Origin of the sequence: Streptomyces sp. NBC_00984 (genome assembly GCF_045162475.1) — a bacterium.
Lineage (GTDB): Bacteria > Actinomycetota > Actinomycetes > Streptomycetales > Streptomycetaceae > Streptomyces.
Window position 1 is genome coordinate 6,292,882 of sequence record NZ_CP108734.1, and the last position, 16,443, is coordinate 6,309,324.

General features: G+C 71.4%; 12 protein-coding genes. 5 read left to right on the top strand and 7 right to left on the bottom strand.

Annotation, left to right across the window (positions count from 1 at the left end):
• Positions 1-823 precede the first annotated feature (823 nt).
• The gene (locus tag OG520_RS28165) at positions 824-1,468 is read right to left on the bottom strand and encodes an HNH endonuclease family protein (RefSeq protein ID WP_399326376.1); all 645 of its coding nucleotides are present in this window, start codon (positions 1,466-1,468) and stop codon (positions 824-826) included.
• A gap of 267 nt (positions 1,469-1,735) precedes the next feature.
• Here OG520_RS28165 and OG520_RS28170 point away from each other — a divergent pair, with 267 nt between their 5' ends.
• Complete coding sequence (locus OG520_RS28170; RefSeq protein WP_399326374.1) at positions 1,736-2,470, top strand: ABC transporter permease; 735 nt, start codon at positions 1,736-1,738, stop codon at positions 2,468-2,470.
• 112 nt (positions 2,471-2,582) lie between these two features.
• Here the strand turns inward: OG520_RS28170 and OG520_RS28175 are convergent, their stop codons facing one another.
• Complete coding sequence (locus OG520_RS28175; RefSeq protein ID WP_406015043.1) at positions 2,583-3,245, bottom strand: HAD-IA family hydrolase; 663 nt, start codon at positions 3,243-3,245, stop codon at positions 2,583-2,585.
• Between the two features lie 632 nt (positions 3,246-3,877).
• Between OG520_RS28175 and OG520_RS28180 the strand changes: the two genes are divergently transcribed.
• Positions 3,878-5,926, top strand: coding sequence for an MFS transporter (locus OG520_RS28180; RefSeq protein ID WP_399326369.1), 2,049 nt, complete (start codon positions 3,878-3,880; stop codon positions 5,924-5,926).
• Positions 5,927-5,932: 6 nt separating this feature from the next.
• Here OG520_RS28180 and OG520_RS28185 read toward each other — a convergent pair whose 3' ends face one another.
• Together OG520_RS28185 and OG520_RS28190 are read right to left on the bottom strand one after the other, a co-directional pair.
• Positions 5,933-6,439 carry a GNAT family N-acetyltransferase gene (locus OG520_RS28185; RefSeq protein ID WP_406015044.1) on the bottom strand — a complete coding sequence of 169 codons (507 nt, stop codon included), beginning with the start codon at positions 6,437-6,439 and terminating at the stop codon, positions 5,933-5,935.
• A 153-nt stretch (positions 6,440-6,592) separates the two neighbouring features.
• Complete coding sequence (locus OG520_RS28190) at positions 6,593-7,690, bottom strand: DUF2330 domain-containing protein (RefSeq protein WP_406015045.1); 1,098 nt, start codon at positions 7,688-7,690, stop codon at positions 6,593-6,595.
• Between the two features lie 436 nt (positions 7,691-8,126).
• Between OG520_RS28190 and OG520_RS28195 the strand changes: the two genes are divergently transcribed.
• Entirely contained in the window at positions 8,127-10,073 is a 1,947-nt protein-coding gene (locus OG520_RS28195; RefSeq protein WP_406015046.1) for a bifunctional glycosyltransferase 87/phosphatase PAP2 family protein, read from the top strand.
• A 162-nt stretch (positions 10,074-10,235) separates the two neighbouring features.
• Here the strand turns inward: OG520_RS28195 and OG520_RS28200 are convergent, their stop codons facing one another.
• Both OG520_RS28200 and OG520_RS28205 read right to left on the bottom strand, forming a co-directional pair.
• Positions 10,236-11,264, bottom strand: a complete 1,029-nt coding sequence (locus OG520_RS28200; protein WP_406015047.1) for an AEC family transporter — start codon at positions 11,262-11,264, stop codon at positions 10,236-10,238.
• 150 nt (positions 11,265-11,414) lie between these two features.
• Positions 11,415-12,695 carry a cytochrome P450 gene (locus OG520_RS28205; protein WP_406015048.1) on the bottom strand — a complete coding sequence of 427 codons (1,281 nt, stop codon included), beginning with the start codon at positions 12,693-12,695 and terminating at the stop codon, positions 11,415-11,417.
• A gap of 280 nt (positions 12,696-12,975) precedes the next feature.
• Here OG520_RS28205 and OG520_RS28210 point away from each other — a divergent pair, with 280 nt between their 5' ends.
• Entirely contained in the window at positions 12,976-14,145 is a 1,170-nt protein-coding gene (locus tag OG520_RS28210) for a steroid 3-ketoacyl-CoA thiolase (protein WP_385334430.1), read from the top strand.
• 123 nt (positions 14,146-14,268) lie between these two features.
• Positions 14,269-15,555 carry an alpha/beta hydrolase gene (locus tag OG520_RS28215; protein ID WP_406015049.1) on the top strand — a complete coding sequence of 429 codons (1,287 nt, stop codon included), beginning with the start codon at positions 14,269-14,271 and terminating at the stop codon, positions 15,553-15,555.
• Between the two features lie 107 nt (positions 15,556-15,662).
• Here OG520_RS28215 and OG520_RS28220 read toward each other — a convergent pair whose 3' ends face one another.
• Positions 15,663-16,406 carry a hypothetical protein gene (locus tag OG520_RS28220; protein ID WP_406015050.1) on the bottom strand — a complete coding sequence of 248 codons (744 nt, stop codon included), beginning with the start codon at positions 16,404-16,406 and terminating at the stop codon, positions 15,663-15,665.
• Positions 16,407-16,443 lie beyond the last annotated feature (37 nt).

A 16,443-nucleotide genomic window follows, 5' to 3' on the forward strand; every position in this document is an offset into this window, starting at 1 on the left:
GTCCGCAGGTTCTGTACCACTGGACCGGCGATGCGCCCGTCCGCCCGCGCCGCGCGAGCGGCCCGCCGATCCGTCGTCCCGCCCGGCTCCGGCCGAAGCGGAAGCCGGCCTTGGGCGGGCCGGGGATCGCGTGGTGCGCGGGCGGGCAGGTCAGCCGCGTGTTGCGGGCCTCGGGGGCGTCGCCCGGCGCCGAGGCGGACGGCAGGGGCTCCGCGTTGTGCGCGCGGCGCACAACGCCCGAGAGCGCACAAACCGTCGCCGGAGCGACCGGACCCCGGCCCGCCCGCCGGGATCGACTCCCTCGGCTCCCGGCGGGAACCGGGGAGGTCGTCCAATGTGCCAGGTCGCGGCGCCGGTGCGGCGTCTCGCCGACGGGCGCCAGGCGTCCGCCGGGCCTGCCGGGCCCGTCGCGGTGCAGCGCCGTGCTCCATTGCTCCGCACTGTGGACCAATGGCGGCCAGGAGTCGCGGCGGTGAGGTGTCGATCGGGAGGCGGTCGTACGAACCGGGGGTGGCGAGAGCCTCCTCGCGGCCCCGGCGGGCCTCCTCGGCGCCGGGCGCCGACCGCCGCTGCTCGTCGAGTGCGCGGGGCGCGCGGGTGTCGGCCACGAGCGGCCGTACTCGGCCGAAAACACGCCGATGGCTCCGGCGCGTGCGGGCGGGGTCCGCAGTCGGTTCGGCGACTGCCCCGGTGGCGGAATGCCCTCCTCGCGTCGTCCCGCGAAGTCGTCCCGCGAACACGGATACGGAACATGCGGCGATGCGAGGAGGGCGGGGCGGATCCGCTCAGGGGCCCTCGTCGGGGCCCGAGTCCGGTGCGGGGCTCAGCAGTTGTTCAGGATGGACTGCAGGGCGCTCTTCTCGGCCGGGTCGACCGTCAGGTCGTAGTAGTGCTTCACGTGCACCCAGGCACGGGCGTACGTGCACTTGTACTCGGTGCGCGAGGGCATCCACTTGGCCGGGTCCTTGTCGCCCTTGGCCTGGTTGACGTTGTCCGTGACCGCGATGAGCTGCGGGCGCGTCAGGTCGTTGGCGTACGCCTGCCGCTGGGCGGTCGTCCAGCTGCTGGCGCCCGACCGCCAGGCCTCGGCGAGCGGGACCATGTGGTCGATGTCCAGGTCGGACGCGGCGGTCCAGGTGGCGCCGTCGTACTCCGAGTACCAACTGCCGCTGACCGCGGCGCAGCTGGAGTCCTGCTGCACGTTCGTGCCGTCGCGCTCCAGCACGACCTCACGGGTGTTGCAGGAGCCCGACTGGGTGATCCAGTGCGGGAACTTGTCGCGGCTGTAGCCGGTCGACGAGCCCTCCGCGGAGACGGTCAGCTCGCCCAGGTAGGTGCGGGCGGTCGAAGCGGAGACCGGGGTGGGCATGGCCGCCTGGGCGGTGGGTGCGGTGAGCAGGCCGGTGGTTGCGGCGAAAGCGGCGGATGCGGCGACGACGGCGATGCGACGCGCGTAGACACCAGACATGCGAACTCCCTTGATGTGGGGGGACCTTGGACGGGTGACCCGTGGGGCCCGGCCATCGTGGCGGTGCCAGGTTTCCGTGGGGTGGGCACCAGGTAACAGAGTGGCGACATGGGCACGTCACATCAAGGGTTCTGACGAACAGGGCTGGAGCATGGGGGCGTACGTCCGCATCTGCGCGGGCGCACAGGCTGACGCGGCGACAATTCGGCTGCACCGGTGGCCGATTCGCGGGGGTGGTCCGAGCCGGGCCGGTCATAGGGTTGCGGCGTGCTGCTACCGGTCAACATCACGCTCGGAGTCGTTCTCGCCGTGCTGCTCGCGGCGGCGGCCGGGGTCGCCGCTCTGGCCTCGCTCGGCCGGTCCCGCGAGATCCTGCTGGCCGGGCTGCGGGCCGCGGTCCAACTCGCCGCGGTTTCCCTGCTCATCGGCTGGGTGGTCCATTCGCTGCCGCCGCTGCTCGGGTTCGTGGCGCTGATGTACGCCGTGGCGGTACGGACCGCGGGCCGCCGGATCACCCGCAATCGCACCTGGTGGTGGGCGGCCCTGCCGATCGGGGCGGGGGTCGCGCCGGTGATCGCCCTGCTGCTGCTCACCGGACTCCTCCCGGTCCGGGGCATCGCGCTGATCCCGGTGACCGGCATCCTCATCGGCGGTGCGCTGACCGCGACGGTGCTCGGCGGGAGACGGGCGCTGGACGAGCTGACGACCCGGCGCGGGGAGGTGGAGGCGGGCATGGCGCTCGGGCTGCTCGACCGTGACGCAAGGATGGAGATCGCCCGGCCCGCGGCGTCGGACGCGCTGCTGCCAGGGCTCGATCAGACCCGGACGGTGGGGCTCGTGACCCTGCCGGGTGCCTTTGTGGGCATGCTGCTGGGCGGCGCCTCACCGGTGCAGGCGGGTGCCGTGCAGTTGTTCGTACTGGTAGCCCTGATGGCCGTGCAGGCGGTGGCCGTCACGGCGGTGCTCGAACTGGTGGCGCGGGGCCGGCTGCACCGGGACTGAGGACCGCGGAGCCGACGGTGCGGGTCGCTCGTGCCGAGCCCGAGGCCGAGGCCGGGTTCCGCCGGGGGGCCGGCAGTCGCGGCCGGGTCCGACTGGTCGCGGCCGGGTCCGGCTATCGCGCGCTGATGTGCAGCCGGATCGAGCCGTCGGGTGCCGCTTCCACCCGGACCTGCGTCAGGTCGTCGACGTGCGCGTCGGGGGAGAGCGCTCCGGCGCGCGGGCCGACGCCCACGACCCGCATGCCCGCCGCCCGGCCCGCCGCGATGCCCGCCTCCGAGTCCTCGAAGACGACACAGTCCGCCGCGGCGAAGCCCAGCTCGGCCGCGCCCTTGAGGAAGCCCTCGGGGTCCGGCTTGCTGGCGCCGACGCTCTCGGCGGTGACGCGGACCTCCGGCATCCGCAGGCCCGACGCGGTCATCCGGGTCCGGGCCAGTGCCTCGTCGGCCGAGGTGACCAGGGCGTGCGGGAGCGCGGTGATCGCGTCCATGAAGGCGGGCGCGCCGCCGATCGGAACGACGCCGTCGGTGTCGGCGGTCTCCTCCGCGAGCATGACCCGGTTGTCCGCGTGGTTCTGCTCCATCGGGCGGTCCGGGAGGAGCACCGCCATGGTGGCGTACCCCTGCCGCCCGTGGACCACCTTGAGCGCGGCCTCCGGGTCCAGCCCCTCGCGCAGTGCCCAGCGCCGCCAGCAGCGTTCCACGACGGCGTCGGAATTCACCAGGGTGCCGTCCATGTCCAGAAGGAGGGCGCGGGCGGTGAGGACGGTGGCCGGCATGGGCGGGCTCCAGAGCGCGGGGAAGCGGGGACGCCGGGAGGCGGCGACGCGGGGAGGGGGGCAAACGCGGAATTAAGGAACAAGCAGCCTCGCCCGCCGGTCAGGGGGTGGCGGGCGGAGGCTACTTTGTTCCATCACGATACAAAAAGCTGTCCGAGAAAGCCAATCCGTTCCAGCGGGCCCGCCGCCGGGCCGGGGAGGAGTGGCATCGTCGTGGCCGCGTCCTCCGGGGGCGGTGCGATCCCCGCTGCTCCGGCCGCTCGTCGGCGTCGGCGGCGGCCGGAACCGTGTCGTTCCCCAGCGTCACGTACGGCCGTATCCGCAAGGGATCGAAGTCCTCGGCAGCCGCCATTTCCGCCTTGTCGGCCGCCGACCACTCGGCCCGGTGCCGCTCGGCGGTGCGGTACTGCTCCGCGGTCGGCTGCCCGCAGGCGCACGCGGGCCGGGCTCCGGTTCCTCCGTCGGGTCTGCTGTCCGTACCGCACTGCGGGCATATATGTCCGGCCATCGTGGGCCCCTCCCCTTGATTGCCCTGCGATTATGCAGCTCGCTTCCGGCCCGTTCCTGCTCAGCAGGCCATAACCGTACGGAAAGGCCAGGATGGGGATGTAGCGGACCCGAGGAGATGTTCCATGGCCCAGCATCTGAGCGCCCCGGCCCCGGCTCCTGCCCCCGGCGGAGAGCGCTCCACGCGGTCGGTCCTCGTAGCCATCGGAGCACTGCTCCTCGGCATGCTGCTGGCGGCACTCGATCAGACCATCGTCTCCACCGCACTGCCGACCATCGTCAGCGACCTCGGCGGACTGGAACACCTCTCCTGGGTGGTCACGGCCTATCTGCTGGCGTCGACCGCCGCGACCCCGCTCTGGGGCAAACTCGGCGACCAGTACGGCCGCAAGAAGCTCTTCCAGGCCGCCATCGTCATCTTTCTCATCGGCTCGGCGCTCTGCGGCATCGCCCAGAACATGCCGCAGCTCATCGGCTTCAGGGCTCTTCAGGGACTCGGCGGCGGCGGCCTCATCGTGCTCTCGATGGCGATCGTCGGCGATATCGTCGCGCCGCGCGAACGGGGTAAGTACCAGGGTCTGTTCGGGGCGGTCTTCGGCGCGGCGAGCGTCCTCGGACCGCTCCTCGGCGGTCTGTTCACCGAGCACCTCAGCTGGCGGTGGGTCTTCTACATCAACCTGCCGATCGGCGTCGTGGCGCTCCTCGTGATCGCCGCCGTACTGCACATCCCGGTCCGCAGCACGAAGCACACCATCGACTACCTCGGCACCTTCCTCATCGCCTCCGTCGCCACCTGCATGGTCCTCGTCGCCTCGCTCGGCGGCACCACCTGGGCCTGGGACTCGGCGCAGATCATCGGTCTCGCCGTCCTGAGCGTGCTGTTGCTGATCGCCTTCGTACACGTCGAGCGCCGGGCCATCGAACCCATCATCCCGCTGAAGCTCTTCCGGATCAGGACCTTCACCCTCGTCGCCGTCATCAGCTTCGTGGTCGGCTTCGCGATGTTCGGCGCGATGACCTACCTGCCGACCTTCCTGCAGGTGGTGCACGGCATCTCACCGACGATGTCCGGTGTGCACATGCTCCCGATGGTGCTGGGCCTGCTCCTCACCTCGACCGCGTCCGGACAGATCGTCAGCCGCACCGGCCGCTGGAAGGTCTTCCCGATCGCGGGCACCGGCCTCACGGCCATCGGCCTCCAGCTGCTGCACCGGCTCACGGAGACCAGCAGCACCTGGGTGATGAGCAGCTACTTCTTCGTCTTCGGCGCGGGGCTCGGCCTGGTGATGCAGGTCCTGGTGCTGGTCGTGCAGAACGCCGTCACCTACGAGGACCTCGGCGTCGCCACCTCCGGCGCCACCTTCTTCCGTTCCATCGGCGCCTCGTTCGGCGTCGCCGTCTTCGGCACGATCTTCACCAACCGGCTCACCGACAAACTGACCGCCGCACTCGCCGGCCACCCGCTGCCCCCCGGGGCCGGTGTGGACGGACTGGCCTCCGACCCCCGCGCGATCGGGCAACTGCCGCCCGCGCTGCGGCCCGCGGTGCTCCACGCGTACTCGACATCGATCACGGACGTGTTCCTGTACGCGGCTCCGGTCGTGCTGATCGCCTTCGTCTTCGCCTGGTACCTCAAGGAGGACAAGCTGCGCGGCTCGGTGACCGCTCCGGAGGCGACCGAGACCCTGGCGTCGAACCCGGTCGAGCGGTCCTCGTACGACGAATGCGCCCGCGCGCTCTCGGTGCTCGCCACGAGGGCGGGGCGCCGCGAGATCTACGTGAAGATTACCAAGAGGGCGGGCTACGACCTGCTGCCCGCGGCGAGCTGGATGCTGCTGCGCATCAGACGGCACGGCACGGTCGAACCGGCCAGGCTCGCCGACATCGCCCCGGTGCCGCTGCGGGTGATCAGCGACGCGGCCCGTCAGCTGGAGGAGCGCGGACTGGTGCGGCGCGAAGGCGTGCAACTGGTGCTCACCGAGGCCGGCTCGGAAGTGGTGGTGAGGCTCGCGGAGGCGCGTGAGGAGTCCATGGCCGAGCTGCTGGGCGACTGGTGGGGGCCGGACCGGCCGACCGATCTGGTCAGGCTCGTGGAGGAACTGACCGCCGAGACGAGCGGGTCGAGCAGGGAACGGCCGCACAGCCCCGAACCGAAGCGGGACCACGCGGCCTGAACCGCGCTACGACCTCGCGGACGCCGAGGCCGTCGCGGGCAGCTCCTTCGCGAACCAGTGCTCCGCGAACTGCCGCCGGTGGAACGCCGGGACCTCGCGGTAGCCGTGCTTGGCGTACAGTCCCCGCGCCTCGACCAGGTCGTTGCGGGTGTCGAGCCGGAGCGTGCGGATGCCGAAGGCGCGCGCCGCGTCCTCGACGGCCGCCAGGAGCAGTCCGCCGCCGCCCGTGCCGCGGTGTCCGGGGCGTACGAACACCCGCGTCAGCTCCGCCGTGTCCGCGTCCACCACCAGCAGCCCGGCGCAGGCCGCCGCCTTCCCGCCGAACCGGCCGACGACGAACTGACCGGTGGGCGGGACGAGCCGGTCGGCCCCGTCGTCGGTGAGCCCCTCGTCGATCTCGTCGGCGGTGGCGGGCCGCCCCCAGTACCGGCTGGCGACCTCGTCGTAGTAGTCGCGGCGCAGCAGCGAGGCATCGGGCGAGTCGAACGGTTCAGGGGCCAGCGTCCAGGTCATGCCGGTCATTCTGACCTGAGCACGATCAAGGCGGCCAACGATTTCACCGGGCCCCCGCCACACCCGTCGTTGCCGCGGCGCCCGTCGCCCGTCGCCCCGCCACACCCGCCGTGCCCGTCGCCGAGCCGCACCCCCGCCCCGCCGCCCCGGCGCTCACCCCAGCGGCGGCGGAACCGTGACCGGTGCCGGAGGCAGTACCGGCCGCCGCCGGGCCCGCGTCACCACCAGCAGCAGCACCGCGGCGACCGCCACCAGCACGGCCCCGAGCAGCGACAGCATCCAGGCGGGGATGCCGCCCACGGTCAGCAGCTGGTTCCGGTACGTCACGGTCCGGTACGGGGTGTCGGCGTCGGCCGCGCGCAGCTCGTGATCGCCGTCGATCCGCTCCGGGTGCGGGAACGACTGCTCGATCGCGGTGAGGAACACCGGCTCCGCACCTGTCAGCTCCTCAAGGGCGTCCGTGTCGTCCGCCGCCGACCGGGGATCGATTCTGCCCGCGTACGTCACCTCCGGCGCATCGCCGCCGATCGGGCCGCGCGGCTCCATGCGGTGCGCGGCGAGGACGTACAGGCCGAGTTGCTGCGGCGTCGAGGCGAGCTTCGACAGCCGCATCGGGTAGACCAGCCGGTCGCTGGCGAAGCGCAGCCGCAACGGGTCGAGCGTGCCGCGGAGCGGATTGCCACTGTCCTGTGGAGCGAGGCGGATCGCGACGTACTCCCACTTCTGGTCGACATAGGGCTTCAGTGCCGTCGCCAGCCGGTCGGGCAGGTCGAAGCCGTTGTCCTCCAGCCACTTCTGCAGCGCCTCCGGGTCGGTCGCGGCCAGCCGTGCCACATCGAAGGGGCCGAGCCGCTCCCGGCCGACCACCTGGACCGCCGGGGCACCGGCCGAAGGAGCCGCGGCCCCGTCCCCGACGTTGTCGGAGCCGGCGAACGGCCAGTCGTGGGAGCGGGGCCAGAAGTAGTGCCTGGTCACGGGTTCCGGCGCGGTGAGCACGGAGAGCTCGGAGAAGAGACCGGGATCACCGAGATCCACGCTCGCGCGGTGCGGCACCGGCATGATCCAGGCCGCCTCGGGAGCGTTCCCGCGGACCGTGAGCCGCATGACGATCTGCTCGGTCCGGCCGTCCCAGTCGACCACCGACGTCTCCCGGTCGACCGAGACCTGGGTCTCCTTGCTCGGGACCATCGCCCCGCAGCCACAGGCGTACGCCGGACTGATCAGCGACCCCAGCTGCAATGACACCAGCATCAGCAGCAGTGACAGCGCACGCACCGGCCACGCGCGCCCGTCACCCCGTCGACCCCGCTTCACCCCTGTGCACCGCATGTTCCGCCTGCCTCCCCCTTGATCGACGAACACGGAGGAGGACGTACGAACCGGAGTTCCGGTTCCGGCCACAGTTTCGCTTCCAGTGGCCCAGTACGGCCGTACGTCCGAACATTCTTTCGGACGTAAATGGGGCGAAGGTCGGGTGGAGAGGAGGTCTGATTGGGCCTATCTCGTGGCGTAATGCGAAGGTTTCCCGGACGCCCGGATCGAGGGACGGGCACCGGAACGGCGGGAGGGTCGGCGCAGCGTGGCGAATGCGGAGCACAGTGTGCGCGGAGACGCGGCGACGGGGACGAGGACCGGGACTGCCCGAGCTCTGCTCTGGCTGGTTGTGGCCGCTCTGGCTGTACGGCAGATGGCGGTGGTGCTAAGACAGCCGCCGGGCGAACGGCTCACCGATCTGGAGACCTGGATCGGTGAGAACGGCGTCCTGCATGTGACGGGCTCGCTGTACGACAGCGAGCGGTTCACCGGCACCCCGTTCGCCGGGCTGGTGCTGAAACCGCTGACCCGTATCGCGGAACAGAGCCTGGGCGTCGTCTGGACCTTCGGCTCGCTGCTGCTCGTCGTCGCGCTGGGCATCGTCGCCGCCCGTGCGCTGCCGGGACCGGTGTCCCGCCGTACCGCGCTGCCGGCCGCGCCCGTCGCGATCAGCCTGCTGATGCTCTCGCTGCCGGTCCGCAACGCGCTGCACCTGGGGCAGACCAGCATCCTGCCGGTCCTGCTGGTGCTGCTGGGCTGTCTCGCGGTCCGCGGGGAACGCACCTCGGGCATCCTGATCGGGCTGGCGGCCGCGCTCCAGCCGACCGTGCTGCTCTTCGTCGTACTGCTGCGGCTGACCGGGCGCCGGCAGGCCGCGGCGACCGGCGGCGCGGTGTTCGCCGCCTGCACGGCGCTGGCCTGGGCCGCGATGCCGGGCGACTCGTGGACGTACTGGGTGCACCATGTCGCGGGCACCGGGCTCGGCGGCGACGCGGACAGCCTCGCCAACCAGACCCTGCACGGCGCCCTGCTCCGGTTCGGCCTCGCGGGCCCGCTGGAGATCGCGCTGTACGTGGTGCTGGCGGCCGCCGTCTGCTTCTTCGGGCTGCGCCGCGCCGCACGGTACGCGGGGGACGGTCAGCTGCTGCTCGCCGTCGCCGTGACCGGCTGCGTCGCCGTCGCCGTCTCGCCGACCGCCTGGCAGCACCAGCTGCTGTGGGTGCTGCTCGCCGTGGTCGGCCGGGTCGGGAAGCGGGCCTCCGACCGGCTGGTCTGGCCCGCGGTCGTGGTCCTGGTGCTCACGCTGCCGGGGCAGATTCTGCTGCCGAACATCGAGGCGGTCTCCCCCGTACGCGACAACGTGCTGCTGATCGCCGCGCTCGCCGCGGCCTGCGCCGTGCCGTTCCTGCCGCGCACCTCGCAGTACTGGCAGCATCCGATCCCCACGGACTGCGCCGCCCCGGTCCCGGCCCGCTGGAGCCGTGTCCCGCTGCTGCCGTTCTGGCGGCGGGTGCTGAGCCGGCCCAACCTGTTGCTGGAACTGCTCCTGATCAGGGTCGTGTACTCCGCGTACTCCCATGTCAGGCTCGCGGCGACGGCCGGCCGCGCCACCGCCGAACACCATGGCCGCCAGATCCACTCCATCGAGCAGTGGCTGCACATCGACATCGAGCACTGGGCCAATCACGCGGTCGTGAACATCGGCTGGCTGAGGGGCTTCTTCGACTACTACTACGTGACGTTCCACTTCATCGTGCCGCTGGTGATCCTCGGCGTCCTCTACGTACGGCGCCCCGCGGACTACCGCTGGGCCCGCAGCACCATCGGCTTCGCCACACTGCTCGCGCTGGTCGGCTTCTGGCTCTGCCCGCTGGCCCCGCCGCGCCTGATGCCGGGGCTCGGCTTCATCGACACGGTCCACGGCGTCCAGGACTTCGCGAAGCCGGACTACGGAAGCCTGACCGCGATGACCAACCAGTACGCGGCGATGCCTTCGCTGCACTTCGGCTGGTCGCTCTGGTGCGGTGTCGTCATCGTCATGCTGGCCCCGAAGGCGTGGATGAAGGCGCTGGGGCTGCTGCACCCGCTCTTCACGGTCTCCGCGATCGTCGCCACGGCCAATCACTGGGTGCTGGACGCGGTGGGCGGAGCGGCCGTCGTCGCGCTCGGTTTCGGGCTCACCCATCTGCTGGCGGGGCCGCGGAGGCTGCGGCCGGTGGCCGTACCGGCGGCGGCGAAGCCGCAGGACGACCTGGAGCGGTCGGTGCCGGTGCCGGTGCCGAGAGCGCCGGACGAAGAGGTGGGCAGCCGGCAGCTCTGAGGGCCGGGCGGCAAACGGCTCCGGCGGTGCGGCGCCGGCGGGCTGAGCCCCCGAAAGGGCCGAAGGGGTGCCGGGACGAACACCTCGTCCTGGCACCCCTTCGGCGTGGATCGCCGCCAGACCAGCATCCGCCCGCCGGCGCCGGTCCGCCACTCGAACGGCTCAGGAGCCGGTCGCTCCCAGGGCCCAGGTGGCGAGGGAGAGCGTGGCCATGGAGGCCACCGTCGAGGTCACCACGGCATTGCGGGCCACCCGGGTGTCCAGTCCGTACTGCTGGGCGTAGATGAAGGCGTTCTGAGCGGTCGGCAGCGCCGAGCAGAGCACCACGGCAAGGAGCTGGTGCTCCGGCAGATGCAGCAGCGGGCCACCGACGGCGAAGGCGATCAGGGGCTGGACCAGCGTCTTGAGCGCCACCGCCACGACGACCTCGGCACGCGCCGAGTGCCCCGCGCCCTTTGCGCCCTTTGTGCTCTCCGCGCGCACCGGCTGTGCCGTGACCTGCGCGAGGTCCGTCGAACCGACGGCGGCCGGGCGGGCGTTCAGGGACAGGCCCAGCGTGATCAGGGCCGTCGGCACGGCGGCGGCGCCGAGCAGGTCGCAGGAGTGGGCGAGGGCGTGCGGCAGTCGCAGTCCGAGCGCGGACACGGCCACACCGAGCAACGAGGCCATGATGATGGGGTTGCGGACCGGCATGGTCAGCATGCGCCGCAACACGACGGCCTTCCCGGAACCCGTCCCCGACCCGGCCCCCGTCCCCGTGTCCAGCAGCGTCAGGATCACCGGGGAGACCAACAGGACCTGGAACAGGATGATCTGGGCGACGAACGACGCGTCGCCGAGCACCTGGACCGCCACCGGAATGCCGAGATTGGCGGAGTTGACGTAGCCCGACGCCATGCTGCCGATCGCCCGGTCGGCCGTGCCCCGGCCGAAGAGCCGCCCGGCCGCCAGGAACCCGAGACCGCAGACCAGCGCGGTACCCACGGCGAAGGCCACCATCGAGGAGTTGGCGAAGGAGTCCAGCCGCGCCCCGGACACCATGGTGAACAGGGCGGCGGGCATGGCCACATGGAAGACGAACCGGCCGAGCACGGCCTCCGCCCGCTCGCCCAGCAGACCGCTGCGGCCGACCGCGTAACCGATCGTGGTGAGCATCCAGATGGGGGCGAAGGCGGAGAGCAGGGCGTGCATGCCCGCCATGATCCTCGCGCGGTTGTGCGCCTCCCGCGCGGGGGTTCGGCAGGGCGCGGTGCCGGGGACGGACGGCGGGGGCCGGGGCGTGAGGAACGAGACCCCCGCCGTCCGGAACGAGCCCCCACCGTCCGCAACCGACGGCAGCGGTCAGCTCCCGGTGGCGGTACCGGTAGCGGCGTTGCTCGCGGCGGTGCTGACCTGGAGCTGTTTGATCCCGTTGAGCCACGCCGAGCGCAGCCGCCGCGGATCGTCGACCAGCCGCAGGTCGGGAAGTACGTCCGCGATTGCGTTGAAGATCAGGTTGATCTCCATCACGGCAAGGGACTTGCCGAGGCAGAAGTGCGGACCGCCGCCGCCGAAGCCGAGGTGGGGGTTGGGATCGCGGGAGATGTCGAAGGTCTCCGGGTGCTCGAAGACCTCGGGGTCGTTGTTGGCCGACGAGTAGAACAGCCCGACCCGGTCGCCCTTCTTGATCAGCTGTCCGCCCAGTTCGGTGTCCTGGGTGGCGGTCCGCTGGAAGGAGACCACGGGGGTGGCCCAGCGGACGATCTCCTCGGCGGTCGTCTCCGGGCGCTCGCGCTTGTAGAGCTCCCACTCGTCGGGGTGGGTGAGGAAGGCGTGCATGCCGTGACTGATGGCGTTGCGGGTGGTCTCGTTCCCGGCGACGGCGAGCAGGATCACGAAGAAGCCGAACTCGTCGGAGGAGAGGTTCCCCTCGCCCTCCGCGGCGACCAGCTGGGAGACGATGTCCCCGGCCGGGCACTCCTTGCGGGCGGCCGCCAGATTCATCGAGTACGAGACGATCTCCATGGCCGCCTCGGTACCGACCTCCTCGGTGATCGCGTACTCGGGATCGTCGTACGCGGCCATCTTGTTGGACCAGTCGAAGAGCTTGGACCGGTCCTCCTGCGGTACGCCGATGAGTTCCGCGATGGCCTGGAGCGGCAGCTCGACGGCGATGTTGGTGACGAAGTCGAACGATCCGTCGTCGTCGGCGGAGGCGAGCGCGGTCTCGACGATCGAGCGGGCGCGGCTGCGCAGGGCCTGCTCCAGGGAGCGCACCGCCCGGGGCGTGAAGCCCCGCTGGACGATCTGACGGACCCGGGTGTGTTCGGGCGGGTCCATGTTCAGCATGATCAGCTTCTGGACCTCGATCTGGTCCCGGCTGATCGACTCGTTGAAGCGGATGACCGCGGTGTTGGTGTGGGAGGAGAACAGTTCGGGGTGGGTGGAGACGTACTTGACGTCCGCATGCCGGGTGACGACCCAGTAGCCCGCGTCGTCGAAACCGGAGATGCCGGCCGGCTGGGTGCACCACCAGACCGGTGCGGTCTGCCGCATCTGTGCGAACTCCGGGTGTGGAATGCGGGATTGGAGCAGATCGGGATCGGTGAAGTCGAACCCTTCGGGCAGATGGGGGCAGGACATCGGCAGCTCCAGGTCGGTCCGAGGGCCGCCCGGACGCTGCCTGACGGCCCATCAGATGTTGACGGAAAGGTAGTAACGAGTTCTACAACTGGCAAGAGAGGTGGTTCGTTCTGTTGCGTGAAGAGTGGGTGGGGCCGGTATGGAGCGGACGCAAGGAGCGTGCAGCCCTCTTGCGTACCGGGGGTAAGCCTCATAAGACTGCTAAAGAACTAGAACGCGTACTAGTTCCATCCGCGGGCGCCGGGACGCCCCTGCGGAAGTGCGAGGAGAGGACGAGCTCATGGCCGCGGAACCCGTCATCGTCGAAGCAGTACGCACCCCCATCGGCAAGCGCGGGGGCGCGCTCGCCAATCTGCATCCCGGCTATCTGCTGGGCGAGACCTACCGAGAACTCCTCGGCCGCACCGGCATCCACGCCGACTGCGTCGAACAGATCGTCGGCGGCACGGTCACCCACGCCGGCGAACAGTCCATGAACCCGGCCCGCAACGCCTGGCTCGCCGTGGGTCTTCCGTACGAGACCGCCGCCACCACCGTGGACTGCCAGTGCGGTTCCTCGCAGCAGGCCTCCCACATGGTGGCCAACATGGTCGCGGCCGGAGTCATCGACGTCGGCATCAGCTGCGGTGTCGAGGCCATGTCGCGCGTGCCGCTGGGCAGCGGCTCCAAGCACGGACCGGGCAAGCCCTGGCCCGACGAGTGGAACATCGACCTGCCCAACCAGTTCGAGGCCGCCGAACGCATCGCCCGCAAGCGCGGGCTGACCCGGGAGAACGTCGACTCGCTCGGGCTGATCTCGCAGGAGCGGGCCGCCGTCGCCTGGGCCGAGGAACGGTTCAAACGGGAGACGTACGCCGTCCAGGTGCCGACCACCGAGGAGGAACAGGCGGCCGGACAGGGCATGTGGCGCCTGGTCGACCGGGACGAAGGGCTGCGCGACACCACCATGGAGGGGCTCGCCCGGCTCAAGCCGGTCATGCCCACCGCCATCCACACCGCGGGCAACTCCTCGCAGATCTCCGACGGCGCCTGCGCGATCATGTGGGCCTCCAAGCGGATGGCGCGCGCCCTCAAGCTCAAGCCGCGCGCCCGGATCGTCGCCCAGGCCCTGGTCGGTTCGGACCCGCACTTCCACCTCGACGGGCCGATCGACGCGACCCGTGCGGTGCTCGGCAAGGCCGGGATGTCGCTCAAGGACATCGACATCGTCGAGATCAACGAGGCCTTCGCGTCCGTGGTGCTGAGCTGGACGCAGGTCTTCGGGCAGGACCTCGAAAAGGTCAACGTCAACGGCGGTGCCATCGCGCTCGGTCACCCGGTGGGCGCCACCGGGGCCCGGCTGATCACCACGGCGCTGCACGAACTGGAGCGCCGCGACAAGGAGTTCGCCCTTATCACGATGTGCGCGGGCGGCGCGCTGGCGACGGGGACGATCATCCAGCGGCTCTGACCCGGGGCGCTGCCGGCGGCTCCGCGGAGGGTGGGCCCCCGCCCGGGGGTGTTGTCAGGTGCACCCCGGGCCGGGGGTCCACGCCGATGTCGGCGCGGCGCCCGGCTGAATAGCGTCATGGCCATGGATAACAACAACAGCCGTACCGGATACCCGACTTCGCGCAAGCGCCGGCGCATCGCCCGCCGGACGACGGCGGCCGCCGCGGTGATGGTCCTCGCCGCCCTGGGCGCCGTGCCCGCCGTTGCGCAACAGCCCGCCGGGGCACCCGGGGCACCGCACACGGACACCGCGCACGGCAGAGGAACCCTGCTGGGCATCACCCCCGTGGCCGACCTCGACCGCGCGGACGTCGCCCGGTTCCTCGCCGAGGGCGGCATGGACACCGGCACCGTCCGCCACGGACTGCGGGCCTACCGCCTCACCTACCGCACCGTCACCCCGCAGGGCGCACCCACCACCGCGACCGGTCTCCTCGCCCTCCCCAAGGGCGGCCCCCACCGTCTCGACGTGGTCTCCGACACCCACGGCACCATGGCCCACCGCGACTACGCACCCTCCGTCGGCGAGGACTTCGGCCGCTTCGCCCCGTACCTCCACGCCTCGGCGGGCCGCGCCGTCGCCGCGCCCGACTACCTGGGCCTCGGCAAGGGCCCCGGACGCCACCCGTACATGGACACCAAGTCCTCCGTCACGGCCACCGTCGACATGCTGAGGGCCTCCCGCACCGCCGCGCAGCGCCTGGACCGGCCGCTCACCGGCGATGTGTACGCCAGCGGCTTCTCCCAGGGCGGCCAGGTCGCGATGGCCCTGGGCAAGGCCCTCGACAACGGCATGGACCGGCACTTCAGGCTCCGGGCCCTCGCCCCCGTATCGGGCCCCTACGACATCGAGCACGCGGAGACGCCCGCCCTCTTCGACGGCAGGGTCAACGACACCAGCGCCGTCTTCTACATGACGTACTACCTCACCGCGCAGAGCAGACTGCACCCGCTCTACAAGGACCCCTCCGAGGCGTTCCGGAAGCCGTACGCGGGAATCGTGGACGAGCTCTTCGACACCAACCACACCGAGGAGGAGATCATCCCGGCGCTGCCCGCGACGCTGAAGGAGCTGCTCACCGACGACTACTACCGCCGGCTCCAGCACCTCACCGGCGGTCTGCTGGACGCGGCGCGCGCCCAGGACGGCAACTGCGCCTGGAAGCCGGACGTCCCGGTACGGCTCTACTCCTCGTCCGGCGACACCGATGTCCCGATCGCCAACGCCCGCAACTGCGCCGCCGATCTGGCCGCCCGGGGTGTCGACGCCCCGGTGATCGACCAGGGATCGGCCGACCACAACACCACGTACATGAAGTCGGGGCCGCAGATCGTCCGCTGGTTCGACACGGTGGCCGCGCGGCGCTGAGCGCGGCGGGCCGGTGGGGCGGGACGAGGTGGAGGGGTGGGGGGACCCCGGCCGATCGTCCGGCCGGGGCCCGCGTCGCCGGGGCCTCGGGGCGACGGGGGCGTGCCTCAGTACGGCACGTGGGTGGGGAAGGTGGCGGTGGGGCTGAACAGCGCCGCGTATCCCTCCTCGTGGTGGCGGCGGTGCCGCCCCGACCGGCCGACGTCCGCGACCGGGGTCGCGAGAGTGAGCAGCCCGTCGTTGGCGAGTTCCTGTACGCGCATCAGCAGTGCGCGTACCTCCAGGCCGAGTTCGGCGGCCACCGTCTGCAGATCGAGACCGGACTCCCAGCTCCACAGCAGCACGGAGTCCATGCTCGGCGACCAGATGACGGTGTTCTCCATCTCGACGGGCGGAGACGGCGACGGGATGTAGGCAAGGGTCCCGGTCGTGGCCGGCGCGGGGGCAGGGGCCGGGGGCGCAGCCGGTGGTGGGGCGGGCTGCGGTGCGTCCGGTGGTGGGGAAGGGGGCTCGTCGGCCAGGTGCGGCAGGGCGTTGTCCGGCGCGGCGGCAGGCTCCCCGGCCGGTCTGCCCGCCGCGGACTGCGACCGGCTCAGGAGCTCCTCGGCCAGGGACCGTGCGTCGGTGCGGCCGACGGTGCGTCGTGCTAATCGCACTTCGCGTTCGTTCAGGCCCATCAAGTCCGCGATCGATCCGTCGTCGCCGACCGTGACGGCGAAGGCGGCCAGCGTCCTGCTCCGCTCCGCCTGCGTCTCGTCCAGCAACGCCTGTGCCTGGCGCATGCGTTCGTCGCTGGCGCAGAAAGCTTCCGCCAGGACGGTGTTCCGCTCCCAGAATTCTCGTGGTTCCACGAGAATCACAACGCGCCGGTGGCCGCCGGGAATGGAT

Coding starts and splice junctions, on each gene's coding strand:
- OG520_RS28165 (WP_399326376.1), bottom strand. CDS start 1,468: ATGTCTGGTGTCTACGCGCGTCGCATCGCCGTCGTCGCCGCATCCGCC.
- OG520_RS28175 (WP_406015043.1), bottom strand. CDS start 3,245: ATGCCGGCCACCGTCCTCACCGCCCGCGCCCTCCTTCTGGACATGGAC.
- OG520_RS28180 (WP_399326369.1), top strand. CDS start 3,878: ATGGCCCAGCATCTGAGCGCCCCGGCCCCGGCTCCTGCCCCCGGCGGA.
- OG520_RS28185 (WP_406015044.1), bottom strand. CDS start 6,439: ATGACCTGGACGCTGGCCCCTGAACCGTTCGACTCGCCCGATGCCTCG.
- OG520_RS28190 (WP_406015045.1), bottom strand. CDS start 7,690: ATGCTGGTGTCATTGCAGCTGGGGTCGCTGATCAGTCCGGCGTACGCC.
- OG520_RS28195 (WP_406015046.1), top strand. CDS start 8,127: ATGGCGGTGGTGCTAAGACAGCCGCCGGGCGAACGGCTCACCGATCTG.
- OG520_RS28200 (WP_406015047.1), bottom strand. CDS start 11,264: ATGCACGCCCTGCTCTCCGCCTTCGCCCCCATCTGGATGCTCACCACG.
- OG520_RS28205 (WP_406015048.1), bottom strand. CDS start 12,695: ATGTCCTGCCCCCATCTGCCCGAAGGGTTCGACTTCACCGATCCCGAT.
- OG520_RS28210 (WP_385334430.1), top strand. CDS start 12,976: ATGGCCGCGGAACCCGTCATCGTCGAAGCAGTACGCACCCCCATCGGC.
- OG520_RS28215 (WP_406015049.1), top strand. CDS start 14,269: ATGGATAACAACAACAGCCGTACCGGATACCCGACTTCGCGCAAGCGC.